This window comes from Enterococcus sp. ARL09-542 (assembly GCF_005234805.1).
Classification (GTDB): Bacteria; Bacillota; Bacilli; order Lactobacillales; family Enterococcaceae; genus Enterococcus_D; species Enterococcus_D gallinarum.
On the sequence record NZ_QPQX01000010.1, the window covers coordinates 1 to 26,163 of the forward strand.

General features: G+C 38.3%; 20 protein-coding genes and 1 pseudogene. 13 read left to right on the forward strand and 8 right to left on the reverse strand.

The genetic code is table 11. The features are described 5' to 3' along the window. A pseudogene (locus DVW06_RS17530) lies at nt 1-182 on the forward strand (hypothetical protein); the annotation flags it as partial. Continuing rightward, nucleotides 152-1,027: an IS3 family transposase gene (locus tag DVW06_RS11260; RefSeq protein ID WP_238696183.1), complete on the forward strand. Its 876-nt coding sequence runs from the start codon at nt 152-154 to the stop codon at nt 1,025-1,027. The pseudogene DVW06_RS17530 and the gene DVW06_RS11260, both read left to right, overlap by 31 nt. A gap of 165 nt (nt 1,028-1,192) precedes the next feature. Here DVW06_RS11260 and treR read toward each other — a convergent pair whose 3' ends face one another. Genes treR through DVW06_RS11275 form a run of 3 tightly spaced genes read right to left on the reverse strand, consistent with a single transcriptional unit; the run spans nt 1,193 to nt 5,255 of the window. Beyond that, nucleotides 1,193-1,909, reverse strand: a complete 717-nt coding sequence (gene treR / locus DVW06_RS11265) for a trehalose operon repressor (protein ID WP_003128986.1) — start codon at nt 1,907-1,909, stop codon at nt 1,193-1,195. Nucleotides 1,910-1,962: 53 nt separating this feature from the next. After that, the gene (pgmB, locus tag DVW06_RS11270; protein WP_003128987.1) at nt 1,963-2,613 is read right to left on the reverse strand and encodes a beta-phosphoglucomutase; all 651 of its coding nucleotides are present in this window, start codon (nt 2,611-2,613) and stop codon (nt 1,963-1,965) included. A gap of 14 nt (nt 2,614-2,627) precedes the next feature. Beyond that, nucleotides 2,628-5,255, reverse strand: coding sequence for a glycoside hydrolase family 65 protein (locus DVW06_RS11275; protein ID WP_005473039.1), 2,628 nt, complete (start codon nt 5,253-5,255; stop codon nt 2,628-2,630). Between the two features lie 331 nt (nt 5,256-5,586). On the opposite strand from DVW06_RS11275, the gene treP reads away from it, so the two are divergent. Further along, nucleotides 5,587-7,578, forward strand: coding sequence for a PTS system trehalose-specific EIIBC component (treP, locus tag DVW06_RS11280; RefSeq protein ID WP_003128990.1), 1,992 nt, complete (start codon nt 5,587-5,589; stop codon nt 7,576-7,578). 80 nt (nt 7,579-7,658) lie between these two features. Here treP and DVW06_RS11285 read toward each other — a convergent pair whose 3' ends face one another. Further along, nucleotides 7,659-9,029 carry an MFS transporter gene (locus DVW06_RS11285; protein ID WP_029487350.1) on the reverse strand — a complete coding sequence of 457 codons (1,371 nt, stop codon included), beginning with the start codon at nt 9,027-9,029 and terminating at the stop codon, nt 7,659-7,661. A 260-nt stretch (nt 9,030-9,289) separates the two neighbouring features. Here DVW06_RS11285 and DVW06_RS11290 point away from each other — a divergent pair, with 260 nt between their 5' ends. Further along, on the forward strand, nt 9,290-9,763 hold the full coding sequence (locus DVW06_RS11290) for a DUF2798 domain-containing protein (protein ID WP_005473035.1): 474 nt from the start codon (nt 9,290-9,292) through the stop codon (nt 9,761-9,763). 220 nt (nt 9,764-9,983) lie between these two features. Here DVW06_RS11290 and DVW06_RS17220 read toward each other — a convergent pair whose 3' ends face one another. Genes DVW06_RS17220 through DVW06_RS11300 form a run of 3 tightly spaced genes read right to left on the reverse strand, consistent with a single transcriptional unit; the run spans nt 9,984 to nt 11,048 of the window. Further along, nucleotides 9,984-10,148 carry a hypothetical protein gene (locus DVW06_RS17220; protein ID WP_005473033.1) on the reverse strand — a complete coding sequence of 55 codons (165 nt, stop codon included), beginning with the start codon at nt 10,146-10,148 and terminating at the stop codon, nt 9,984-9,986. Then, the gene (locus DVW06_RS11295; protein ID WP_005473031.1) at nt 10,145-10,735 is read right to left on the reverse strand and encodes a DUF1700 domain-containing protein; all 591 of its coding nucleotides are present in this window, start codon (nt 10,733-10,735) and stop codon (nt 10,145-10,147) included. Before DVW06_RS11295 ends, DVW06_RS17220 begins: the two co-directional genes overlap by 4 nt. 1 nt (nt 10,736) lies before the next feature. Next, entirely contained in the window at nt 10,737-11,048 is a 312-nt protein-coding gene (locus tag DVW06_RS11300) for a PadR family transcriptional regulator (RefSeq protein WP_005473029.1), read from the reverse strand. A gap of 354 nt (nt 11,049-11,402) precedes the next feature. Here DVW06_RS11300 and DVW06_RS11305 point away from each other — a divergent pair, with 354 nt between their 5' ends. From DVW06_RS11305 to cydC, 7 genes are all read left to right on the forward strand, one after another. Further along, on the forward strand, nt 11,403-12,002 hold the full coding sequence (locus DVW06_RS11305; protein WP_003128997.1) for a TetR/AcrR family transcriptional regulator: 600 nt from the start codon (nt 11,403-11,405) through the stop codon (nt 12,000-12,002). Between the two features lie 199 nt (nt 12,003-12,201). Continuing rightward, complete coding sequence (gene pulA / locus DVW06_RS11310) at nt 12,202-14,211, forward strand: type I pullulanase (protein WP_005473027.1); 2,010 nt, start codon at nt 12,202-12,204, stop codon at nt 14,209-14,211. A 409-nt stretch (nt 14,212-14,620) separates the two neighbouring features. Continuing rightward, entirely contained in the window at nt 14,621-16,063 is a 1,443-nt protein-coding gene (locus DVW06_RS11315) for a glycoside hydrolase family 1 protein (protein WP_005473025.1), read from the forward strand. Between the two features lie 700 nt (nt 16,064-16,763). Continuing rightward, on the forward strand, nt 16,764-18,182 hold the full coding sequence (locus tag DVW06_RS11320; RefSeq protein WP_003129000.1) for a cytochrome ubiquinol oxidase subunit I: 1,419 nt from the start codon (nt 16,764-16,766) through the stop codon (nt 18,180-18,182). Continuing rightward, the gene (gene cydB / locus DVW06_RS11325) at nt 18,179-19,195 is read left to right on the forward strand and encodes a cytochrome d ubiquinol oxidase subunit II (protein WP_003129001.1); all 1,017 of its coding nucleotides are present in this window, start codon (nt 18,179-18,181) and stop codon (nt 19,193-19,195) included. The genes DVW06_RS11320 and cydB overlap by 4 nt, the downstream gene beginning before the upstream one ends. After that, nucleotides 19,195-20,916: a thiol reductant ABC exporter subunit CydD gene (cydD, locus tag DVW06_RS11330; protein ID WP_005473021.1), complete on the forward strand. Its 1,722-nt coding sequence runs from the start codon at nt 19,195-19,197 to the stop codon at nt 20,914-20,916. The genes cydB and cydD overlap by 1 nt, the downstream gene beginning before the upstream one ends. Then, nucleotides 20,909-22,654, forward strand: coding sequence for a thiol reductant ABC exporter subunit CydC (cydC, locus tag DVW06_RS11335; protein ID WP_029487346.1), 1,746 nt, complete (start codon nt 20,909-20,911; stop codon nt 22,652-22,654). Before cydD ends, cydC begins: the two co-directional genes overlap by 8 nt. A 168-nt stretch (nt 22,655-22,822) precedes the next feature. On the opposite strand, the gene DVW06_RS11340 is transcribed toward cydC, so the two are convergent. Further along, nucleotides 22,823-23,803 carry a polyprenyl synthetase family protein gene (locus DVW06_RS11340; RefSeq protein ID WP_003129005.1) on the reverse strand — a complete coding sequence of 327 codons (981 nt, stop codon included), beginning with the start codon at nt 23,801-23,803 and terminating at the stop codon, nt 22,823-22,825. 94 nt (nt 23,804-23,897) lie between these two features. Between DVW06_RS11340 and DVW06_RS11345 the strand changes: the two genes are divergently transcribed. Together DVW06_RS11345 and DVW06_RS11350 are read left to right on the forward strand one after the other, a co-directional pair. Next, nucleotides 23,898-24,800 carry a prenyltransferase gene (locus tag DVW06_RS11345; protein ID WP_003129007.1) on the forward strand — a complete coding sequence of 301 codons (903 nt, stop codon included), beginning with the start codon at nt 23,898-23,900 and terminating at the stop codon, nt 24,798-24,800. Between the two features lie 31 nt (nt 24,801-24,831). Next, a complete protein-coding gene (locus tag DVW06_RS11350) occupies nt 24,832-26,040 on the forward strand; it encodes an NAD(P)/FAD-dependent oxidoreductase (protein ID WP_003129009.1) in 1,209 nt (402 codons plus the stop codon). Nucleotides 26,041-26,163 lie beyond the last annotated feature (123 nt).

The window sequence follows — 26,163 nt, forward strand, 5'->3', positions numbered from 1 at the left end:
AAGAAAATACAACAACTGAAGAACGCGATCGTATCAAGGCATTAGAAAAGCAAGTCCGATCCCTTCAAATTGAGAATGCCTTTTTAAAAGAGTTGAGGAAGCTGCGAAAACAGGAAGCCCAGCAAAGACGCAAGAATCAATCGCACGAATCATCGCCAGCCTCCGAGGATCATTCAAACTAGTTGAGCTTCTTGAAACATTGAAATTTCCTAAAGCAACCTATATGTATTGGCAGAAACGGTTTGACAGACCAAACCCAGACCAAGAAATTGAAGAAAAAATGCTTGAAATTCGCAAAGATCATAAAGATTACGGCTGTCTGCGACTAAAAAAAGAATTAGAGAATCAAGGGATTCATGTCAATAAAAAGAAGATTCAACGTCTGATAAAAAAACTAGGTATCGAAGTAAAGTCTTACACTCGAAAATCTCGACGGTACAATTCTTATCGTGGGAAGGTTGGCACTGTCGCCAAAAATCGTATTCATCGTCGGTTTTATACAAATATCTGTCACCAAAAAATTACAACTGATACCACAGAGTTTAAGTATTATGAAGTAGACACCACAGGTGTCGTTCGTCAGAAAAAGCTGTATTTAGATCCTTTCATGGATTTCTACAATAGTGAAATTCTATCTTATCGGATTTCTGAAAAACCAAACGCACTAGCCATAATGGAAGGATTAGAAGAAGCAATCCAGATGACAAATGATTGTCCATTTCGTAGAACCTTCCATTCAGATCAAGGATGGGCCTATCAAATGAATGCTTATAAGAATAAATTGAAGCAGCATAAAATCTTCCAGAGTATGTCTCGTAAAGGGAATTGTTTAGATAACTCACCTATGGAAAACTTCTTTGGTTTATTAAAGCAAGAGATTTTTCACGGAGAAGTCTATCGGAGTTTAGATGAATTGAAAACAAAAATTGACCAATATATCTATTATTACAACCATAAACGCATCAAAAAGAAATTAAATTGGCGAAGTCCGGTTCAGTTTCGAGAAGCTGTAAAAACAGCTGTCTAACAGTTAATCTTATCCTACAAAAAAGGAGTGGATTTCTCCACTCCATAAAAGTCTAACTTTTTGGGGTCACTACAGCTTTTAAAGCCAAGGTTCTTTTTTATCAAATAGTTTAGCCCTCGTTAGCAGGATTAAAATTAATCAAAGCCGCCTAGTACTTAAGAGAGGTTAGATTTTTCTTCTGCGCGCAAAGTCTACAAATCGAAATTTATCTAAGCGATGTATCGATTCAGTGTATTCAAAACAGCGTGTGTCTTCAAGATAAACCAAACTACGTACAGTAACAACATGTTGATCATCAGGATGAAGGTCCATTAAATCTCTTAATTCTTTATTGACTGGATCCACGGTAATTTCTTTTTGTGCATAGGCAATTTCAAGTCCAAGATCATTTTCAAAGTAATCATAGATCGAGTCTTGTGCTCGACGTTCAGGCAATTCTTCAATAATCGAAGCATCTAAATAATCTTTATCTAGAATGACAACTTCACCATCAATCTTTCTTTGACGTACCAATTTCCAAGCTTCAGAAGCAACTGGCCAATCAGTAATACCATGTAATTTTGGTGAAACGGCGATCTTACGAATTTCAACTACTTTTGTTTCACTAGGAATACGTTGAGTATCTTGTAATTCTTTAAAACTAGTTAGACCAGAAATAGGAAAGTCAAAACGATTCAGATCTAAAACGATTGAACCTTTTCCTTGTTTTTTTTGAATGTAGCCAGCATTTTTTAAAAGATTCAAGGCTTTTCGAACCGTTTCACGAGAAACACTGTACATTTTGATTAATTGGTTCTCACTAGGTAAAAGAGAGTGTGGCGGGTATTCGTTTGACAGTATCTTTTGTTCAAGATCCAAAAATATCTCTTTGAATTTATTCATGGGATTGCCTCCTCTTGCCTATTATAGCGAGGGCATTTTTGAAAAGCAATCGGCTATTTGGCCAATAATTCATCAATTGAAAGATCCGTCAGTTTTTCGACGATTGTGTCAGCTCCATGCAGTTCTTCACCAGAATAGACACCAACTGCATACATGCCAGCTGCCTTAATGCCATCAATACCTGCTTGGGCATCTTCAAAACCAACTGCATCACTAGGTTTAATGTTCAGCCCTTTTGCAGCTTGGATAAAGATTTCTGGATCTGGTTTACCTTTAGAAAGTGTGGCTGGGTCAACGATTACATCAAAATCCTGCATGACACCCAATTTATCTAAAATAAATGGCGCATTTTTAGATGCCGATGCGATAGCACAAGGAATCCCCTTGTGTTTTGCTTCTTCTAGAAAAGTTTTGACACCCGGAAGAAGGTCATCCGGAGTCAGACTTTGAAGTAATTGAACATAGTGAGTGTTTTTTTTGCTTGCTAAAGCATCTTTTTCTTCTGAACTATAAGCATCATTTTTATTTCCTAATGTTAAAATACGCTCTAAGGAATCCATACGACTAATCCCTTTTAGTTGTTCGTTGAATTTTAAGTCGATTTCAATACCGATTTCAGCGGCTAGTTCTTTCCATGCGATATAGTGATATTTGGCTGTGTCTGTAATCACACCATCTAAATCAAAAACAAACCCTTTTTTCATTATGTTACTCTCCTTTAATAGTTGATAGATTGTTCTTTATTGGCTTTTAATTCATGAGTAGCACCAGAAAGAATGATCGTTGTATTTTGGTCAGCTACAACTGTCAATGTTTCATGTGTAACATTAAAGTGATAATTAATACCTCTGACTTGAATATTAAATTGAATATTTTGCCATTGCTTAGGCAGATTTGGATCAATACGCATCACATCTTCCCGAAAATCGATTCCCGCAAATGTCGTTAGCGGAATATAGAGAGTTGCCGCCATTACACCCGCATGAATTCCTTCGGCAGTGGTTCCTCCTTGAATATCGCGGTAATCTGAATAGAGAGCCTCTTGATATAAAGACCAAGCGAGATCTTGCTGGTCAACCATTGCTGCCAATTGAGCATGTACAACTCGAGAGAGTGTAGAGCCATGAGAAGTTCTTGCCAAATAATAATGCAAGTTTTTTTCTACATAATCTTCGGGTAAGCGGTAAGTAAGATCATCTAAAATTTGATGCACTTGCGCTGTTGAAAAATTGTAAAAAATCATTAGGCTGTCAGCTTGTTTGGCAACTTTGTATGCATCGGCGCTTTTTCCTTCAGCATTTAAAATACGATCCATACGATAAATGTTCCCATATTTTTCTCTATAATGATCCCAGTCTAAGTCTTTTAAATCAAAATAGCCTTCAAATTGTGCAATAATTCCTTCGGGATTAATTTCTAAACATAAATTTTTACGAATATCGGTCATTTGTGAGAAATTGTCCTCTGAAAGCTGCACTTTAGCTGCTACACTTTGAAAGATTTCTGGTGAAAGTTGGTTGCGTAATTTTTCCACTTCTTCAAACAACCACACTACCATCATATTAGTATATGCATTATTTTTCAACCCACCTTTTTGACTGTTGGGATAGCTTTCATGAAATTCATCCGGTCCCATGACACCTTCGATTGAGTAACGGCCTGTGAGAGAATCCAAAGTAGCAGCACTCTGCCAAAAATGAGCAATTTCTAAAATTAATTCTAAACCGTATTGCTCCATAAAAGATCGGTCACGAACGTTATGCCAGTACTGCCATACATTATAGGCAATCGCTAAAGAAACGTGACGTTGCAATCGGCTATGGTCTTCTTTCCACTCACCACTGATAGGATTCAAATGAAGTTCTTGTGACTGTTCTGTTCCATCTAAACCAGATTGCCATGGAAACATTGCTCCTTGGTATCCGGCTTCTTTGGCTGCTTTCTTGGCTGCCGTTAAGCGCTGATAGCGGTAAAGTAAGATCTCTCTGGCGGTTTTAGGAAAATGAAGAATATAAAAAGGTAAGATGAATAATTCATCCCAAAAAATATGACCACGGTAAGCCTCACCATGGAGACCACGGGCTGTGATACTAGCATCAAGAGATTGCTCATAGGCGTTGGGTGCTGCTGACACTAATAGATGGTATGTGTGAAGATTCAGCATTTTTTGTGACATGAGATCCCCATCAATGGTAATGGCTGCATTCTCCCATAGTTTGCGCCAAGCTTCTTTGGATTCAGCATACATTTCTTTAAACCGTGGTAGTGAAAGAAGTGCCAGCTTGCTAGTAGTTGTTTGTTCTCCCATTTGATATTTAGCAACAGTAACTGATTTTTCTAAAGTATAAGTTCTATTTTTCTCCACAGAAATTGTTAATTTTTGAATTACTTTTTCTGCCGTTTTTTCTGATTTTAATGTTTCAAGAGAAAAGTCATCAGAAAATAATTGTGATGCTTGGCAAACCGTAATGTCAGACTGATTTGTACGGGCAATGAGTAGAGCTTTGCTCTTAAAATACTCCGTTGTTTGAATGGTCAAGTGCTTGTTTGTCAAGCTTCGATAGCGTGCGACATTATAATTGTAGACCGAACCATCTGCTTCACTTATCACGTCGATTTCTCCGGTAAAATTAAGTGGAGTAAAGCGGTAAAGGATGGAGTAGTGATGACTATTTCCCATATTAGCAATTTTTTGTGTTTCAATTCTTAATTGCTTTTTTGTTTGTGTTTCGATTTCAGCGAAGGAGGTAAATAATCCAGTTTTTAAATTTAATTGACGCTTAAAAGATAAAAGTGTATTTTGTGCGATATCGATTTTTTCGTTATCAATGACTAAATAAATTTTTTGCAGATTTGGTGCATTGACGAAGTCCTCATTTGTAATGGTACGATCAGACACCTCTGACTCCGCCGTATTATAGAGACTTGCTAAATAAAGCCCAGGATAATTGGCATCGGAAATCTCCATTTCTGGTGTAGTACCACGCAACCCTATAAAGCCATTTCCTACTGTTAATAGTGATTCAACGGAGTACTCATCTTTGCCAGGAGTATAGCCATAATATTCTAATTGCCAAGGAATCTCCAAACGCTTCTCTTCAAAGCTTTCTTCAGTTCCACATACAAACGCTCGATTTAATTTTTCGGTTAACCATTGATCTAATGAAAAGGTTCCTTCTTCGTTAGTAAAGACGAATGAGTCGGAAAGGATTCCTCCCTCTTGATTCTTTTCCAATTGTTTCTTTAATGCTGCTATTCGTTCATTGGTGGTCCCTGTAAACGTGAATATAGCACCCATGTGGTCGGCCAATAGCCATTGATCATTAGTGATCTCAATTTTGTTCACAGTATTCTCTCCTTTCTACTTGTCTATACATGCAAAATGATTATAACCGATATTGTAAGCTTTTTCAATTTAATAAGGCTGTTTTTTTAAATTATTGTGTAAAGTTAAATGAAAGTGATTTGTTTTTTTTATTTGCTCAAAGTTTATTTTTTTGAATGAAAATCCTTTTGTACCAACAAAAATAAAGCATGTTCTGAATGATTATTTTTCACAAATGTCTTTAGTGAAAAAAATATAGAATGAAACGCTTGCAATATTGTAAATATAAAGTTATGATTAGCATGAAATAAAAACATATATATACAAGTTTAAATGGAAGGGGTTTATTATTATGGGGAAGTATCGGGATGATGCTGAGAAATTGCTGGAGTATGTAGGCGGTAAAGAAAATATTGCAGCTGTGACTCACTGTGCGACGCGGATGCGATTTGTACTGAATGATCAGTCGAAAGCAAACGAGAAAGCCATTGAAGATATTCCAAGTGTTAAAGGGATGTTTACAAATGCTGGGCAGTTTCAAGTGATTATCGGAAATGATGTTCCAACGTTTTACAATGATTTTACAGCGGTATCTGGGATTGAAGGAGTTTCTAAAGAACAAAGTAAAGCGATTGCAAAAAAGAATCAAAATCCGTTTCAACGGGCTATTGCAGTTTTGGCAGAGATTTTTACACCAATTATACCAGCTATTATTGTTGGAGGACTTATTCTGGGGTTCCGTAATGTTTTGGAAGGAATTGATTTTGGTAGTGGAACAATTGTTTCCCAATCTGTATTTTGGAGTGGAGTTAATGATTTCTTATGGCTACCTGGGGAAGCAATTTTCCATTTTCTTCCAGTAGGTATCACATGGAGTATTACTCGTAAGATGGGAACAACTCAAATTCTTGGTATTATTTTAGGGATTACATTAGTCTCTCCACAGTTGTTAAATGCTTATTCTGTTGCTAGTACAGCAGCTGCTGATATTCCATTTTGGGATTTTGGATTTGCACAAATTGATAAAATTGGTTACCAAGCACAAGTTATACCAGCGATGTTGGCTGGTTTTATGTTAGCATATTTAGAAATCTTTTTTAGGAAGCATATACCAGAAGCGATTTCAATGATTTTTGTTCCGTTATTCTCTTTATTACCAACAATTTTAGCTGCACATGTTGTTTTAGGACCGATTGGCTGGTGGTTAGGAGACATTATTTCTAACGTTGTTAATACAGGCTTGACTTCTTCCGTCAGCTGGTTGTTTAGTCTGATTTTTGGAGCCCTGTATGCACCATTAGTTATTACTGGACTTCATCATATGACAAATGCAATCGATATGCAGTTGATTTCATCATTTGGTACGACAAATTTATGGCCGATGATTGCGCTATCTAATATTGCACAAGGTTCTGCTGTATTAGCGATTGTATTTTTACATCGAGGGAATGAAAAAGAAGAACAAGTTTCAATTCCAGCAACAATCTCTTGTTACTTGGGAGTGACAGAACCTGCAATGTTTGGGATCAACTTAAAATATGTTTATCCATTTGTAGCTGCAATGATTGGTTCAGGTATTGCAAGTATGTTTAATAATTTAATGGGTGTGCGAGCAAATGCAATAGGAGTCGGTGGATTACCTGGTATTTTAGCCATCAACGCAACAGAAGGCGGAGGTTTGTTAGCTTTTGGGATGGCAATGCTGATTGCAATAGTTGTACCGTTTATTTTAACCATAGTTTTTCGCCGTCAAGGAATCTTTAATAAAATTGATTCAGTCAATAGTGTTGAAGACAATGCGTATGCAGAAGGACTGGCAACAGCAGGTGCAAGTGCTGGTGTAGCAAACACTCCATCTCAAACTATTTCAAAAGAGACTACTGTAACTGAGGAAATGCTTTATGCACCGGCAGATGGTCAAATCATTGCAATCGGTGAAGTGGAAGACCCTGTTTTTTCACAAAAAATGATGGGTGATGGCTATGCAGTTCGTCCAAGTAACGGAAAAATCTATGCTCCTGTTGCAGGGACGGTTTCAAGTATTTTTGAAACAAAACATGCAATTGGAATTTTGACTCCTGGTGGGGCAGAGGTCTTAGTTCATATGGGATTAGATACCGTTGAATTAAAAGGCGCACCATTCACTGTCAAAGTGTCGGAAGGTGATGCTGTCACAGTAGATACATTGATTGCTGAGATGGATCTAGAAGCTGTTACCAAAGCTGGAAAGAAAACAGATGTTGTTACGGTTCTTACGAACGCTGAAAAGATCAATCAGCTGACAATCAACAAAACCGGCAGTGTACACGCGCATGATCGAGTAGGGGCTGCTGAAGTCCGCTAAATAAAAAAGAGTAGGCTCATGAAAGGAAGCTATCATTCCATTCATGAGCCGTATTTTTTTGTTTTATTTTTCTTAAAGGGTTATTTTGTTTGGCGTACACGTTCTTTATAAAAGTAGCGCAAAGTTAGAAATACGACTAGCAATACTAGCACCCATAGGAAGAATAAAGCGATTTGTGACCCTAAAATTGTTCCGGAAATATAATCGGGACTTACTTTTTGAGCAAGGTCGATCATTGTCGCAACTAAAGCTGTTGCGACAGCGCCAGAAAATTGTTGCAGTGTGTTGAAGACGGCATTTCCATCGGCGGCCAAATGTTGGTCAATTTTACTTAACCCCATAGTCATCATATTGCTATACGAACAACCGATTCCGATCATATAAAAGACATGGGCAGCAATAAACGCCCACAAAAACGTCAGGTGCAATAGCAAGGCCAACGCTAACCAGCCAAAAGTAATCAATACAAGACCAATCATAATCGGTTTTTTAGGTCCGATGCTATCCAACATACGGCCTGAAAGAGGAGCTAGAACAGCACCTACAATCGCACCAGGCAACATAACCAATCCAGCAGTGAATGCGTCCTGACCAAGGACTATTTGAACAAAGTTTGGCAAGACAAATGAGATTCCAAGTAAAAGAAACTGACAGACAAGAAATCCGAATAAGAATAATCGGAAAGAACGATTTTTGAATACAGATAAGCGAATCAAAGGCTCAGATTGCAAGGAACGTTTATAGAAAAGAGCTGCACCTAAAATACCAAGTGCTAATGGAAATATGCTCGTAAGAGAACCAATTTGGTTTAAGAAAAGCAAAAAGCCACTAAACATAAAAGTGATACCCAAAACACTCCACAAATCCAGACGACCAGTTTTTTCAATTGCAATTTTAGGTATTGAATAAAGACCTAAAACCAATGAGACCAATAAGACGGGTATTAAGAAGAGGAAAATGTAGTTCCAATTCAAGAGAGAAGTCAATAAACCTCCGTAAGTAGGACCAATCGCCGGTGCAATTGAAGTAGTTAAATTTCCGATTCCAATCATAGTTCCTCTTTTTTCCAAAGGAGAGTACGTAAGGATGATATGAAACATCAACGGTAAAGCAATTCCTGTACTTGCCCCTTGAAGTAAACGACCAAGTAATAGGATAGCAAAGGAAGGGGAGAGGAAATCAATCAGTAATCCTGCTAAAAACAACCCGTTAGCAGCCAAAAATAATGTTCGAATTTGAAATTGTTTCAACAGAAAAGTAGAAATTGGTACGATGATCGATATCACCAGCAAATAGATTGTTGTAACCCATTGCACATTTGAAGTAGAAAGATTGAATTGATTAATCAAAGTCGGAAATGTTACATTCATAGCTGTTTCGATCAATACCCCAGCAAATGACATAATACCGGTTGCTATAATAGCGCCTAACAATTTTATTTTTTTCTCCATATTATCACCTCTAAAAAAATTCATAAAAAAAGAGCCAGTTTCTAAATAAATAGAAACCGCCTCTCTCTCGACAAGCATTACTGCTTGTTATCTGTACGATTTAATCTAAAAGCTATTGTACTGACTTCTTTTTGAAGAGTCAATAGAAATGTTTGAAAAATAAAACTGAATTTTATTTGAAACTTTTCAAAAAAATCCTTACACCAAAATTTTTATTTTGTTAGAATAATCAAGTATGTAAAAAAGAAAGGAAGTTTTAAATGCCGATTAACAAAAAAGAAAGTTTGATCTATACGACATTTATGTGTTTTTTTATGGTGTACTTCATGAGTGTCTACAATTTAATGTATGAGGTGGGAATTACTGCAATAGCTTTTCAATTGGCTTGGAATGAACTGCCATTTGCTATATGTATTGCGTTTATTTTAGATTGGTTTATTGTCTCAGGTCCTGCGAAAGCATTTGCTTTCCGTTTTATTGAAAAAGATACCCCAGCTTGGAAAAAGATTGGTCTAATCTCATCAATGATGATTGCTGGCATGGTTTTCTTTATGTCACTTTTTGGTGCTGTAATGCATCCGAATGTAAATCAAGGACTATTAATGACATGGTTATCTAATATTGGTAAGAATGTAGTTGTTGCTTTACCGTTACAATTATTGATTGCCGGACCAATTGTACGACGATTATTTAGAAAATTATTTCCCATAGGTACGGTACAAGAAATTCAATAGAATTTATACAAAGGGCCACTTCTGAGGTTGAACTCAGAAGTGGCTTTTTATCTAAATATATTTGTTAAATAACAAACAAAAAACACCATAGGATGGTATGGCGTTTCTTGTTTACCCTATAAAATAGGATACAGGATGTACTTACATAATAGTATGCATAGGAAGAAAAGTATAGTTCAACAATTTCATTGCTCGGTGAAATCATTGCTTTGAACATATTTTAATCTGTAAAAAAATTGAAAAGTTGGTACCAAGGACGGTCAGATACGATGTATGCTTCAGGAGAAAACCCTGATGATGCATACCCTAAAAAACAAATGAATAGCCCTAGAAAAATGAATGCCCCGCCTATCATTAGCAGCAAACGTTTATTTATTTTGATCATCTTACCACCTGCTTTTGAAAGTTTTTGTATAACGCTTTAGGCAAATGAATAAACTGTTGCGTCCAACCTAAGATGGGTTTACTAAGCATATAAGTAAAAATCATACATACTAACCCTATTCCGAACATCGTGACGCCTAGACCTAGCTGGGTGATAGAAAAGTGAAGACCTTGAGATAGTAGTAAAGGGCTTAAAACAACACTTGCAATGCCGCCAATCAGTGAAGTTATGCCAATAACACTTGTACTGAATGGAAGGCACCAAATAACTATCAAACCACTAAGCATCAACAATAGAACGGTTAACAGTAAGCTTCCCCACAGAGGAAATCCTAGAAAAATTATCACTAATAAGAATGGATGAAAACGCCGAGGAACTTTTACGACAATTTCTTCGGCACCTAATGCACTTTGAGCAATACTTTGAGGAGTCCCTAATCTGGCTACAGCTTCAACTTCAGAGAGTCCCTCTTCCATCAAATCTTGGATCATTTCATCATAATAATCAATAAGATGATGAATCTCACTTGGTTTGGTCTTATAGGCTAATTCAGCTGCTAAACTTTTAATAAATGTTATGCGATCCATGTCAGTTGTCTCCTTTAATATAATGATGAATTTTTTCTAAATGAGGCCAATCAATAGTCAAAAATTCATGGATACTATTTTGACCATGAGCAGTGATTTGATAATATTTTCTCAGCCGGCCATTATGTTCTTTTGAATAAGTCGAAACTTTTTTATTTGCCTCTAAGCGTTTCAAGATAGGGTATAAAGTTGATTCAGAGATTGGCAATAGAGGAGCAATATTTTTAACGATTTCATATCCATAAGAGTCTCCTCTTTGTAAAAAAGCTAACACACAGAATTCGATAATCCCTTTTTTCAGTTGACTATCCAATGACTACACCACCTTATACATAATACTATATAAAACATAGTATAGTTTTGCAAGTCGATTTGTGGAAATCAGTCTCAAGACGTAGTAACTTCCAGGTTGCGCCTATTTTTTTTGCTTCCAGTCATTTTTCCTTACTTAAAATTCATCGTACGGTGAAAATATTGATTATTTTATATTAGATTCTTTTGGTAAAGTATTACTAATAAAAAGTTGTTAGGATTTTAGACAAACGCATAGTTGTTGTGTTAGGTAATTGCTGTTGGAAAAGTTGCTTGATAAAAGACACACGATACTCAGTCCAGCTACGAAAGAAGTTAGTAAGAGAGTGTGTGTTTATCAGGAAAGGAGTTAATAATGAGAAAACAAACAATCACAAAGAAATATTTAATCAATAGGTTACGCAGTCATTTAGAAGAATATTTGTATACTCCCATCACTGTTAGAAAAATTGCGAAATATGCAAAGATTTCTACACAACCGATCTATTTGCAATTTTCGAATATGCAAAATTATAAACAGGCAATGATTGATGATGTTTTGGCAGAGATTCACGAGCTTTCTTTGAAAAAGGAGATAGAGGATGATCCATTGTATACGTTTTGGCTTAACTATTATTTGTTTGCCAGCCAAAATAGGAACTTATTTTTTGCGTTATTTTTGAATGATATAGGGTGTGGTTCCTATTTAAGAGATCAATCATTGTCATTGTTTATAGAGACAATGGCTGAATCCGAAGTATATCAAAAAGCAAATTGCGAAGACATTGAAAAATTGCATAATGAAAGTTTGATTTTCTTTTCTGGTCTCGTTCTTACTTATGTACGGGGAGAGAATATGCAAGCAATAGAAGAATTTTTACAAGATATTAAAGACTATTTTTATCGTACACTGATTGATCCTATGTATATTTATCGAGAAATATTACCACAATCAGTCATCGAAGCTGGTTTTTAAAATAACGATAAACTGTTTTTTAATTTTTTTCATTACTTGATAGGCTTCTTGCTTTATAAAAATTCTTGGCTCATTCATTTTCTTGTAAACGAATAGTATGGGTTTATTGTTGGCAATTTTCAAGAAATATGAGAAGGTAGAATTAGCAAAAAGTAAGGTGTTTTATGACTAAAAAGAAACAAGTGATGGAGGAATCTTGATGGGTCAAACAGATAATTATTCAGATAAAAAAGCTCAAATCGATCAGCGAATCTGTTTTTTGGAAGAGCATACTTACCAAGGAAACGACCTTGGCGTAACCTTTCAAGAGCATGCGATAACCTTTAAATGCTGGACGCCAGAGGCTGATGCAGTTTCAGTCATTATTTATCAAAGCGGAGAGGTTAAAGACAAGGATCGTGTGATGACAGTTCCAATGAAGCAAGAAAATAATTGTTGGAAGGTCACAGTTACGGATGAAGTCAAAGAAATGTTCTATACGTTTGAAATCCAGCGAGGACAAGAGAAGGTTGAAGTGGTTGATCTTTATGCGAAAGCTGTCGGTCTCAATGGGGATCGTGGGGCTATCGTTGATTTAAAAGAAACGGATCCTGAGGGATGGTCGCAGACAGAATGTGTTGGCCAAGATACGATTACAGACGCTTACATTTGGGAATTACATGTGGAAGATTTCAGTAGTTCTAAAACTAGCGGCATCTCAGAAAAAAATCGTGGAAAATATCTAGCGTTTACTGAAAAGAATACGCATCTTGAAGGAGATGAAAGGCAGCCAACAGGGCTCGCCTATTTGAAAGAGCAGGGGATTAACTATGTTCATCTGTTGCCAATCTTTGATTTTGATAATGACGAGCTGTCTACAGCCTACAACTGGGGATATGATCCTAAGAATTATAACGTTCCGGAAGGAAAGTATTCTTCAGACCCGAAGGATCCCAAAGCCCGCATTCGGGAATGCAAACAAATGATTCAGTCTCTCCATGAGGAATCTATTGGTGTAGTAATGGACGTCGTTTTTAATCATACTGCAGTCACAGAATCTTCTTGGTTTAATAAGACTGTGCCAAACTATTACTACCGTCAGGATGAAGAAGGAAATTTCGCTGATGGCTCTGCCTGTGGCAACGAAATTGCCTCAGAACGTAAAATGATGCGCAAGTTTATTATTGATTCAATCCTTTATTGGGCTAAGGAGTACAAAATTGATGGATTTCGTTTTGATTTGATGGGACTGATCGATGTGGAGACGATGAATCAACTGCGTGCAAGCCTGGATTCGGAAGGTTTCTCTCATGTTATTCTATACGGAGAACCATGGGATGCCGGCAGCAATCGTATCATCCAGCCAAACATCCCAGCGAATAAAAGTAATGTCTGGGCACTGTCAGAAGGCGTTGCGGTTTTTAGCAATGATTTAAGAGACAGTATCAAAGGTGATGTCTTTGAAGAAACAGACGGAGCTTTTATTCAAGGAATGAATGGTCAACCGCAAGTCAAGCAAACCTTTTATGCGGCAAATTTGGCAACGGCGATTCAAGGAAATACGAAAGTTGCTGAACAAGAAGGCGCCGAGCGCTGGGCAAAATCTCCCCGCCAAGTGATCGCCTATGCTTCAGTCCATGATAATTTGACCTTATGGGACAAACTGGTGGCAACCATGCAGGCTTCAGCGAAGGAAAGAAATTATGATTTTGATCCTGAGCTTTTAGCCCGCAACAAACTAGCAGCAGCCATTTTGTTTACTAGCCAAGGAGCAGTATTGACCCAAGCAGGCGAAGAGTTTGGCCGTACCAAACAAGGAGACGAAAATTCTTTCCGTTCACCGATAGAAATTAATCAGCTAGACTGGAAACGCGCACAAACTTTTAATGAGTTGCGGTCATTTTATCAAGGTATGTGGCAGATCCGTAAATTCTATCCTCCATTGAGAGATGCCACGATTCGAACAGCTGAAAGTATTCAGTTTATTGAGAGTAACAATGAAAATTTCCTTGCATATATTATTCCGAATAATGGTTACAATGATACATGGCAATCATTAGCTGTTTTGGTGAACAGCAGCAATAAAGACATTTTGGTAAATAGGGAAGAATTCAAGCAAGAGAAATGGTGGATCGTTGCAGATAATTTTGGAGCAGGTATAGAGCCACGTGGAGAGATCGTGAAGGAAATCAACATCGCTGCCAAAAGTCTTTTACTTTTAGCTAAATAGTTATTTTATTTTTAAAATTTTTAAATTAAGAAGAAAGTTAAATTGTATTAAAATCCATATTTAATGGATTTTAATACAACCATTACGAATGTTTATAAAGTGATAGGAATAATTTTCTGTTATGAGAGAAGTACAGGTGGACCATAACATGAACAGTTTAAAAGAAACCGATTTTATGATGACAATCTGACTGCTTAATGCTATAGTAAAAACAGAAAAACCCAAGTTGGATTGTTACTGACTCGATCAGGCAAAACCTAAATGAGAAAACGCTCTTTGTAGCGGCTCTTATTTAGGTTTTTTATTTTTTTCGGGTATTTCTTAGAATGTTAAGCAGCAAAGTTATTGTTTCAGTTACTTGCAAACATATGACTTTGTTAAAATAAATTAGGCAAAGGAGAACGAGCAAATGGCAAAATTTCCAGAAAATTTCTTATGGGGCGGCGCGACCGCAGCGAATCAATTAGAAGGGGCGTTCGATCGCGATGGCAAAGGCTTGTCAGTGGCGGATGCAATGCCTGGTGGCAAACAGCGTTTAGCGATTTTAGGCAGTGATACGTTTGATTGGACGATCGATGAGGACAAATACACCTATCCAAATCATCGCGGGATCGACCATTATGACCGTTTCAAAGAAGACATTGCGTTGTTTGCGGAAATGGGCTTCAAGAGCTATCGTTTTTCAATCGCTTGGACACGTATTTTTCCAAAAGGTGATGAAACGACACCGAACGAAGCTGGGTTAGCATTTTACGATGCGTTGATTGATGAATGTTTGAAATACGGGATCGAGCCAGTGGTTACGATCTCCCACTATGAAATGCCCTTGCATTTAGCCAAAGAATACGGTGGCTGGAAAAATCGAGCATTGATCGATTTCTATGAGCGTTTTGCAAAAGTCGTTTTGGAACGTTTCCATAGTAAAGTCAGATACTGGATGACTTTCAATGAAATCAATTCAGCTTTCCATTTCTCCGCATTGAGCCAAGGAATGGTCAACAGTACGGGTGCTAGCGACTTTACAAACGTGATCCAAGCGTGGCACAACCAATTTGTTGCCAGCAGTAAAGCAGTAAAAATTGGGCATGAATTGAATCCTGAGTTACAAATTGGTTGCATGATCATTTATGCAACGACCTATAGCATTGATGCAAACCCAGTCAACCAAGTAGCAACAATGACCCATAACCAAGCCTTCAACTACTACTGTGCCGACGTGCAAGTACGTGGGAAATATCCAGCATTTACTGATCGCTTGTATAAAGAGCATGGGGTCAAGAAGGAAGATCTTGATATTACCGAAGAAGATTTAGTATTGATTGCTAAGTATACCGTCGATTATATTGGATTTAGCTATTACATGTCTTCTGCAGTGGATATCACAACAGAAGAAGCTGATGAAGTACAAGGTAACTTGTTGGGTGGTGTCCGCAATCCATTCTTGGAAGCAAGTGAATGGGGCTGGCAAATCGATCCAGAAGGACTGCGCATTGCGTTGAATGAATTGTATGATCGGTACCAGAAACCATTATTTATCGTGGAAAATGGTTTAGGAGCTATCGATACTATTAGTGAAGATGGCAAAATCGAAGACGATTACCGCATTGATTACTTACGTCGTCATATCGAAGCAATGGGTGAAGCGATTGAAGATGGTGTTGACCTGATGGGATATACACCATGGGGATGTATTGACCTCGTTAGCGCGTCAACCGGAGAAATGAGCAAACGCTATGGCTTTATCTACGTGGACTTTGATGATGAAGGCAATGGCACAATGGATCGATCAAAGAAAAAATCCTTCGATTGGTATAAACAAGTGATTGCTTCAAATGGAGAAGATTTAGCGTAAGATTAATACTCGTTTTTTTATAGCCGCACAACACGGATTATCGTTGTGCGGTTATTTTGCTGAAAAAATAGATTGTCTGAATAGAGTAAAAAATCTAAAAATAATAGATAACACATCATAAAAATTTTAATCAGAAAAACTTTAATAATTGCACTTGGTAAGCGGAATAAAACTAAATTTTCTAAGAATGGCTGACTCTTTCTTTCCAACTAAAAGGGGACCAACATATTTTTGATGATATGGAAAATTTTGCAAATTTAGAAGGGCGTTGTGGTTTTCTTCTGAAATGTTTCACGTGAAGCATTTTTACAGAAGATAGTTACATCAAATGCAATATTTTCGAAAATAGCGACTCTATTTTGTGAAGCGGATGAGTTTCTCTTAGAACGTTTGGATTAATAAAAATTATTTCGAGCCGATTAAAGAAGTAAGAGAACGGAGTAGGAAAAATTGTTTCCCCTCATCTATTCGAATAATTGGTCTTTACCATATGATGGTGATAAGATTAAAACATAGAAATGTAGAGCATTTTGTTTGTGAAAACGTTTCAATTTTAAAGAATGGAGAGTAAGCGATTAAAAAATAAAAATAGTAGGCAAGTTACTTCTTTTTTACTTAAGAGAGGAGTATATTCGTATTTGGAATTTTTCTTTATTTAGAATGATTTTAATGTATTTTTTTAGAAATAGGGGGATGTAAAATGGATATTGTAACATTAGCACGAATCCAGTTCGCGATGACGACGATTTTTCACTTTTTCTTTGTACCATTTTCGATCGGAACTGGTGTCGTTGTTGCAATCATGGAGACACTTTATGTGATCAAAAAAGATGAAAAATATCGCCGAATGACAAAGTTCTGGGGAAATATTTTTCTATTAAGTTTTGTGGTAGGAGTGGTAACTGGGATCATTCAAGAATTTCAATTTGGAATGAACTGGTCTGATTATTCTCGTTTTGTTGGGGATATTTTTGGTGCTCCTTTGGCGTTAGAAGCATTGCTAGCCTTCTTTTTGGAATCAACTTTCTTAGGGTTGTGGATTTTCACATGGGATAAAGTCAGCCCTAAACTGCATATGACGTTCTTTTGGTTAGTTACTATTGGCTCGATGCTCTCTGCTTTCTGGATTTTAGCTGCCAATAGTTTTATGCAACATCCAGTTGGATACACATTGAACAATGGTCGTGCTGAGATGACTGACTTCGGAGCCCTGTTAGCTAACCCACAAGTCTGGTATGAGTTCCTTCATGTTATTACTGCAGCAATTGCCATGGGAGGAATTCTGATTGCAGGAATGTCAGCTTTCCAATTGTTGAAAAAAGACAAGAAAGTTGACCGTGATTTTTTCAAAAAATCAATGCGGATCGGTTTTGCAGTAGCTTTGTTTGGTTCAATTACGGTGTTGATCGCAGGTGACGAACAAATGAAGTATTTGGTTGAAGAACAACCAATGAAATTTGCAGCAATGGAAGGTACGTATGAAGATACCGGAGATCCTGCGGCATGGACTGTAGTTGCATGGGCAAATGAACGAGAACACAAACGGGTTTTTGGTGTTGAGATTCCTTATATGTTGAGTATCCTTGCATTTAACGAACCATCTGGTTCGATTGACGGAATGAACACAGTGAATCAAGATTTGATCGAACGTTACGGAGATCGGAACTATTTTCCTCCGGTCAACACATTGTTTTGGAGCTTCCGGATCATGGCAGGTTTCGGTGCATTGATGTTGTTGGTTTCTTCATTGGGGTTATTCTTTACGCGTAAGAAGAAGCCTTCGCTATTTGAGAAACGTTGGATGCTTTGGGTAGTGGCTATAACATTATTTACCCCATTCATTGCAAATACAGCAGGGTGGCTGATTACGGAATTGGGTCGCTATCCATGGACAGTCTATGGTTTATTTACGATTGAAGATAGTGTTTCGCCAAATGTATCGGCAACTTCGCTTGTTATCTCAAATATTGTTTACTTTGTTCTTTTCTCTGGTTTGGCATTAACAATGGTTTATTTGATTCGGCGAGAGTTAGGACATGGTCCTGAAAACAACCAGATGGAAGGAACGCTGCACGAAGCAGAAGAAGATCCATTTGATAAGGAGGCGTTTGAAGGATGACCGGATTGCAACTAATGTGGTATGTATTGATTGGCATTTTGTTTGCCGGCTTCTTCTTTTTAGAAGGATTTGACTTTGGTGTGGGGATGTCTGTCCAGACATTGACCCATAATGAACAGGAAAAAGATCAGATCGTGCATACGATCGGACCAGTGTGGGACGGGAATGAAGTTTGGTTGATTACCGCAGGTGGCGCGATGTTTGCTTCTTTCCCTTACTGGTATGCCTCTTTGTTCAGTGGTTATTATTTGATTTTGTTATTGATACTAGTCGGATTGATTATACGCGGTGTCTCCTTTGAGTTTCGGGCAAAAATGCCTGAAGACCGTAAAAATATGTGGAATTGGACATTAACCATTGGCAGTACATTGGTGCCTTTTATGTTCGGACTCTTGTTTACAAGTATGGTCCAAGGCATGCCAATTGATGCAGAGGGAAATATGTCTGCGCACTTCGGTGACTACGTCAATCTCTTCTCTGTAGTTGGCGGGATTGCCTTAACTTTGCTTTGCTACTTACATGGATTGAATTATATTGCACTAAAAACTACTGGTCCGATCCGTGACCGTGCCCGAAATTATGCGAGTGCCTTTTATGGTGTGCTATATTTTGGTTTGGTGGCGTTTGCCGCGCTACTTTATTTCAAAACAGATTTCTTTGAAAAACATTTTGCTTCGACGCTTCTTTTGCTGATTGTGATTGTGGCTTTGACGCTGATAGCGAATATCTCTGTATTTAAAGGGAAAGAAATGGTGGCATTTATTGCTAGTGGTTTGACCATGGTGGCGCTAGTCGGATTGTTGTTCTCTGGTTTGTTCCCACGAGTATTGATCAGCTCAATCGACCCTAGTTATGATTTGTTGATTGCAGAAGCTTCCTCTAGTCACTACACATTGAAGATCATGAGTTATTTATCACTGACAATCTTGCCGTTTGTTTTGGCTTATACAGCATGGACCTACTATATTTTCCGTAAACGAATTAGTCATACTGAGCTGACGGAGGGTTATTAATGATCGACAAACAAATCATAGAGCTTCCCGGAATGAAACGGTTAATGGGATTGCTTGCAGGACTTTCTTTCCTGCAAGCTCTCTTCATCATTGGACAAGCCTATGGTCTTGCTAGTGGGATCACTGGATTATGGGAAGGACAATCGTTAGAAGAGCAGTGGGGCTGGATTCTACTGTTCTTTTGTTCGTTTTTAGGTCGCCAGGCCATTGTTTATTTTCGGACAAAGAAATTAGACAGCTATAGTTACCAGCAAGCTACTGAATTACGTAATCAACTGCTAGAAAAGATTTTTCGTGTAGGACCACAAATCGTTCAGCAACAAGGTACCGGAAACATTACAACGATGGTATTGGAAGGCATTAGTCAGGTAGAAAACTATTTACAACTTATTTTGGCAAAAATTATGAACATGTCGATCATTCCTTGGGTGATTTTGGCTTTAGTATTTTACTTGGATTGGATCTCAGGTCTGGTTTTATTGCTGGTTTTTCCACTGATCATTATTTTTATGATCATCCTAGGCTATGCCGCCCAAAGTAAAGCTGAAAAACAATACCGCACATTTCAATTATTGTCCAACCACTTTATTGATTCATTACGTGGAATCGACACCTTGAAACTTTTTGGGATCAGCAAAAAATATGGAAAAAGTATCTTCGCTTCTAGCGAACGTTTTCGTAAAGCAACGATGGGGTCGTTGAGAGTCGGAATTCTTTCCACTTTTGCATTGGATTTTTTCACAACATTGTCCATCGCTGTGGTTGCGGTTTTACTGGGGCTGCGTTTGATCAATGAAGAAATCTTGTTATTTCCAGCACTAACGATTTTGATTTTATCTCCGGAGTATTTTTTACCAATTCGCGATTTTTCAAGTGATTACCATGCGACTTTAGATGGGAAAAATGCAATGACCGCTGTATCTACGATTTTATCTGAGCCAGAAGCAGCCATTGATCCAGTAAGTTTACCTCAATGGCAAGCTGATTCGCAACTATCGATTCATTCGTTATCTTTTGATTATGGAGAAAAGTCTGTTTTGAAAGATATTGCATTGGAGGTCCAAGGATTTCAAAAAATTGGGATCATTGGGATGAGTGGCTCTGGAAAATCAACGCTGATCAATAACTTAAGCGGCTTTTTGATTCCGAAAGAAGGCGAAATTACTTTTGATGGCCAAAAAATGACTGCATTAAGACAGTCGGATTGGCAGCAGCAACTAGTTTATATTCCCCAAAACCCCTATATCTATCGGATGACTTTGCGAGAAAATGTGGCTTTCTATCAGCCAAATGCTACTGAAGAACAAGTGTGGCAAGCAATCGAAGTTGCAGGTTTAACGAAATTAGTTCAAGAATTGCCGCAAGGAATCGATACAATGCTAGGTGAAGGAGAACGCCATCTAAGCGGTGGACAGGCGCAACGAATTGCGTTGGCTCGTGCTTTCTTAGACCAGCATCGAAAAATTTTATTATTTGATGAGCCAACTGCCCATTTAGATATTGAAACAGAAGTAGAATTGAAAGAACGGATGCTTCCGTTGATGGAGAACCATCTAGTCTTCTTTGCGACACATCGCTTGCACTGGATGGAAGAGATGGATCAAATCCTAGTAATGGATCAAGGCAGAATTGTTGAGCGGGGGACATTGGCAGAACTGCAAGCAAAGAATGGCGCTTTCGTTGCGTTAGTCAATGGGATGAGGAGGGAACAACTTGAATAAAATCGGTCTCTGGCGTTCGCTAAAAACAGATACCTGGGTCAAACCCTTTCTTTCAAAGTACAAAAAGGTTCTTGCAGCAGCGCTGTTTTTAGGATTTATGACATTCTTTTGCGGAGGCGCGTTAATGTTTAATTCTGGCTATCTGATTAGCCGCTCTGCCTCAATTCCAGAGAATATTTTGTTAGTATACATTCCAATCGTTCTGACCCGAGCATTCGGGATCGGCCGACCAGTTTTTCGTTATGTTGAACGACTGACAAGTCATAATTGGGTGTTGCGAATGACATCGAACCTACGCCTAAAACTATACAATGTTGTCGAAAAAGATGCCGTTTTCTTTAAGCAGACCCATCGAACTGGCGATATTTTAGGATTATTAGCAGAAGATATCAACCATATCCAAAACTTATATCTGCGAACGATTTTCCCTACGGTGATTGCTTGGTTATTGTATACTTTTCTGATTATCGGATTAGGGTACTTTTCGTTAGGATTTGCATTGGTAATGTTGCTGTTGTTGGGAATAAATGTGTTTGTGCTGCCGCTCTGGTCCGTTGTGATCAATGGCGCTCGTCAAGAAAAGCAAAAACAAATGAAGAATCAATTATATACAACATTGACTGATAATGTGCTAGGAGTTTCTGACTGGGTATTTTCACAGCGAGGAGCAGAATACGTCGATGAACACAAGCAATTGGCGGCAAATCTACGAAGCGTTGATGAGAAAATCAATCGTTTTGATCGAAAAAGAGATTTCCTTTTACAAGTGATCTTCGGGGTGATTACGGTTGCGTTGATTGTCTGGACAAGTCAGCGATTTCCTGGCGAGCACGGTGGCTTAGCTAATTGGATAGCAGCATTTGTCCTTTGTGTCTTTCCTTTGGTAGATGCTTTCGCACCATTACCTTCAGCGGCACAAGAAACCAATATATACAAAGATTCGATTGATCGTTTTAATGCATTACCAGAAAAAGAGGAACAAAAACGGACAGCATCAGCTATAAGTGCACCGTTCAATTTAGAAGTGAATCAGGTTAGTTTCCATTATCCATCTGAAAAAGAGGTACTAAAGAATCTTAGCTTAACGATTCCTGCGCATCAAAAACTGGCAATATTGGGACGTAGCGGTTCTGGGAAAAGTACCTTTGCTTCTTTGCTCAGGGGAGATTTATTGCCGACCCAAGGTAGTATTACCTTAAATGGTGAGCCGGTAGCAAGTTTTGGTGAAGATATTAGCGAATGGATTGGAGTCATCAACCAGAGTCCTTATTTGTTCCATACAACGATTTTAAATAATTTGCGGATTGGTAATGAAGAAGCGTCAGAAGAAGAAGTTTGGGACGTACTGAAACGAGTAGGCTTATCAGAGATGGTGACAGCTCTGCCAGAAGGTTTGCGAACCATGGTTGATGAAGCAGGGTTACGTTTTTCCGGCGGTGAACGCCATCGGTTGGCATTAGCGCGAATTCTTTTGAAGAAAACACCGATTATTTTATTAGACGAGCCAACTGTTGGGCTAGATCCAATCACTGAGCAAGCTGTTTTGGAAACTTTTTTCAATGAGTTGGAAGACAAGACGATTATTTGGATCACCCACCACCTGCAAGGAATCTCACTGATGGATCAGGTCATTTTTATTGAGGATGGAGAATTAACGATGAGCGGTACGCCTGCTGAGTTAGCTGTCGAAAACCAACACTTTCAACAGTTATTAGCTATTGATCAAGGGCGACTGTAATCAAACTGGGACCTTTGCCAAGACAACAAAAAAATCGGCTAGTGATCGACATGAATGTCGGCTTAGTTTTTGAGGAGCATTCGCTCCTCAAAACACTTCACTGTTTACCCGATTGGTTCGTTTATTTTCAGAATAGCTTTCAGTTGCGGAGGATAGAATAAAGAATGATCAATAATTTCGTTGCAAAAGCAGTTGCGTTAGCTCGCGAATTTTTTCTTTGCTAGGGGTGTTCGGCAGCAGTTCGATGTCGGCTAGTGCTTTTTCGGTATAAGAAACAGCAAAATCGGTGGCTTTTTCGACGCCATGATAACGGCGCACTAATTCAGCAACCTCTGTGGCCTCCTCGGTGGTCAACTCGCTTTTTTTGGACAGATAGCTCTCAAATGCGGCAGGATTTTGTTCTTTAGCAAAGAGCAGAGGTAATGTATAGACACCTTGTGCCAAGTCTTCAAGAACGGGTTTTTTCAACGTTCCAGAATCTGCTGTATAGTCCAAAATATCATCAAAAACTTGAAAAGCGATGCCGATGTTTCGTCCGATCTCACCAGCCCGTTCTTGGTTTTCTAAGTCGAGACCGCCAAAATGAGCACCTTCGATACAGGCCAGCCAGAATAATTCGGCAGTTTTACCATTGATGCTTTGTAAGTAATCAGCAATTGATTCATCTATATTGTAGCGTGTGTGCATTTGATCTAATTCTCCCAGCAAAAGGCGTTTCATTGCTTGGGCATTTGTAGCCAAAAAATGAGAGCCATTCATGCTCTCGATCAATAACTCAAAGAATTGGGTGAAGAGCAGGTCACCTGTGTAAACAGCGATATCTTTGCCATATTTTGCTTGGACAGTGATGCGTCCGCGACGCAACGGCGAATCATCAATGATGTCATCGTGAATCAAGGTTGCCATATGTAAGATTTCTAATGAAGCAGCAATTTTGGTTAATTGATCATTTCTTTCATCAATGGGTTCGCCTAGATCAGCGAATAAGAAAAATAATGCTGGACGCAGCATTTTTCCTCCAGAATAAGTAAAATCAACTAATACATCTTGTATTTCTTTGTTACGAACAGTTACGCGTTCTTCAATGATCGAACAGACAGTTTTTAGTCTTTGCTCGATCGAAGGATAATCGATCCAAAAATTCAACATATTAAAACCCTTTCTACCAGTCATTCAGCCCTTATTCTAACTTAAAGGGAGTCTATTGACTAGTTAAGTGCATTTATCAAAAGGAGATGAGTATTTGACACTCCCAGTATTTCTGGAGCTTGTGGAATTTAAAGCGAAAACAGCCAGTGTCCTCCCATTTTTTATCGGAATTTGTTACAGCTGGTATAACTACGGCTCAATTCATTTAGGTTATGTGGTGTTATACTTTATTGCTATGCTGATCTTCAACATGGCAGTAGATATTTTAGATAATTATAACGATTACCATCACGCAACAGAAGTTCATGATTACAAAGAAAAAACAAATATTATCGGACGCGAGCAGCTCTCGCTTCCATTCGTTTTTCGCTTAATGATCGGTATGATCGTCGTTTCGGCGGTGATGGGTATCGTATTGGCCTATTTCGTCGGTTGGCCCTTGTTTTGGATGGGACTTTATTGTTACTTGATTGGTATCTTTTACTCATCAGGTCCGCGGCCTTTATCGAGTTTACCGCTAGGTGAGTTTTTTTCAGGATTTACGATGGGCTTCATGATTTCGTTGATTTGTGTATATTTGAATACTTATGAAACCTTTCAATGGAATAGCGCGACCTTGGGTGGAATATTTCTAATCGCACTACCCAATACACTGTGGATCGCTAACTTGATGCTGGCCAACAACATTTGTGATTTGGAGGAAGATGAAAACAACAATCGTTATACATTGGTGCATTATTTAGGAAAGAGTCAAGGATTACGGCTATTTGTTCTTTTGAACATTATTGCATTTGTAGCGATCTTGACAGCAGTGGTTCTGCATTTAGCACCATGGACGATGTTGTTGACGTTTCTCGTCTTACCATTTGTCTGGAAACAGACAAAACTATTTATGCATAAACAAATCAAACGCGAAACCTTTGTCTGCGCTGTAAAGATCCTTGCGGTCGGAGCATGTGCGCAGGTCATTAGTTTTGCGATCGGTTTGATTTTATAATTTTTTGAAGGAAGAAAGGAAGTAATAGGAAATGAAGGAAGTTGTCATTTTAGGAGCAGGCTACGCAGGGTTGCGAGCATTGCATGTATTACAAGGATCAAAAGGTGATTTTCATATTACATTAGTAGATAAGAATGACTACCATTATGAAGCGACAGATTTGCATGAAGTGGCTGCTGGAACGCAGCCAAGAGAGCGAATTAGTTACGATATCGCTGATGTGGTACGACCACAAAAAACAACTTTCCTACAAAATGAAGTTGCAACGATTGACCGTCAAAGTCAACGGATCATGTTTACGGATCAAACATCTCTTTCCTATGATTATTTGATCGTAGCATTAGGATTTGAATCTGAGTCATTTGGGATCCCAGGTGTTAATGAAAACGCATTGGAAATGGTAGATGTTGATTCAGCAGAAACTATTTATCATCATTTATTGAAACAAATGAAAGAATACAAAAAAACACAAGATCCAGATTTATTGAAAATCGTCGTATGTGGGGCGGGATTCACTGGAGTAGAACTCTTAGGTTCTTTAGTGGAAAATCGGAAGGAATTTGCTGAGATCGCAGGTGTCCAATCAGAAGAAATCAAACTCTTTTGTGTAGAAGCAGTTACGCGATTATTACCGATGTTTGATGAAAATCTGTCTGCCTATGGAATCAATAACTTGGTAAAATGGGGTGTTGAATTTCTAACAGGAAAACCAATCAAAGAAATCAAGCCTGGAGTAGTTGTTTATCAAACGGATGCTGAAACGGGTGCTACAGAAGAATTGTCTGCTAAAACGATCATTTGGACAACAGGTGTCAGTGGAAGCCATGTCATGGCAGATTCAAATTATGCGGCTCGCCGTGGACGTGTGATGGTCAACCAAGATTTAAGTGATCCAGAGCACAGTAATGTTTTTGTAGTAGGGGATGTTTCAGCTGTGATGGATCCTGCAACAAATCGCCCTTATCCAACGACAGCACAGATTGCTTTGAAAATGGGGTATCAAGCTGCCAAAAACTGTCTACACTTGATTAAAGGTGAAAAAACGGAAGACTTTCATTTTGAATCTTTAGGATCTGTAGCCTCTATTGGGAACACGCATGCCTTTGGTTTGGTGGGTAAAATGCCTGTAAAAGGTTATCCAGCATCATTTGTCAAAAAAGCCATCATGGACCGCTCCCTGTTCCTAACTGGTGGGGTTAAAGAAGTGTTAGCAAAAGGCCGCTTTGATTTTTATCATTGAGTCGTGCGCTATTTTTTCAACTTAACATTAACAGAAGCAAGAAGAGAACATGTACCGATGGAGATAGTTTAATTATAAGTAAAATAGACAGAGATGCCGATTCATGTTGGGTGTTTCTGTCTA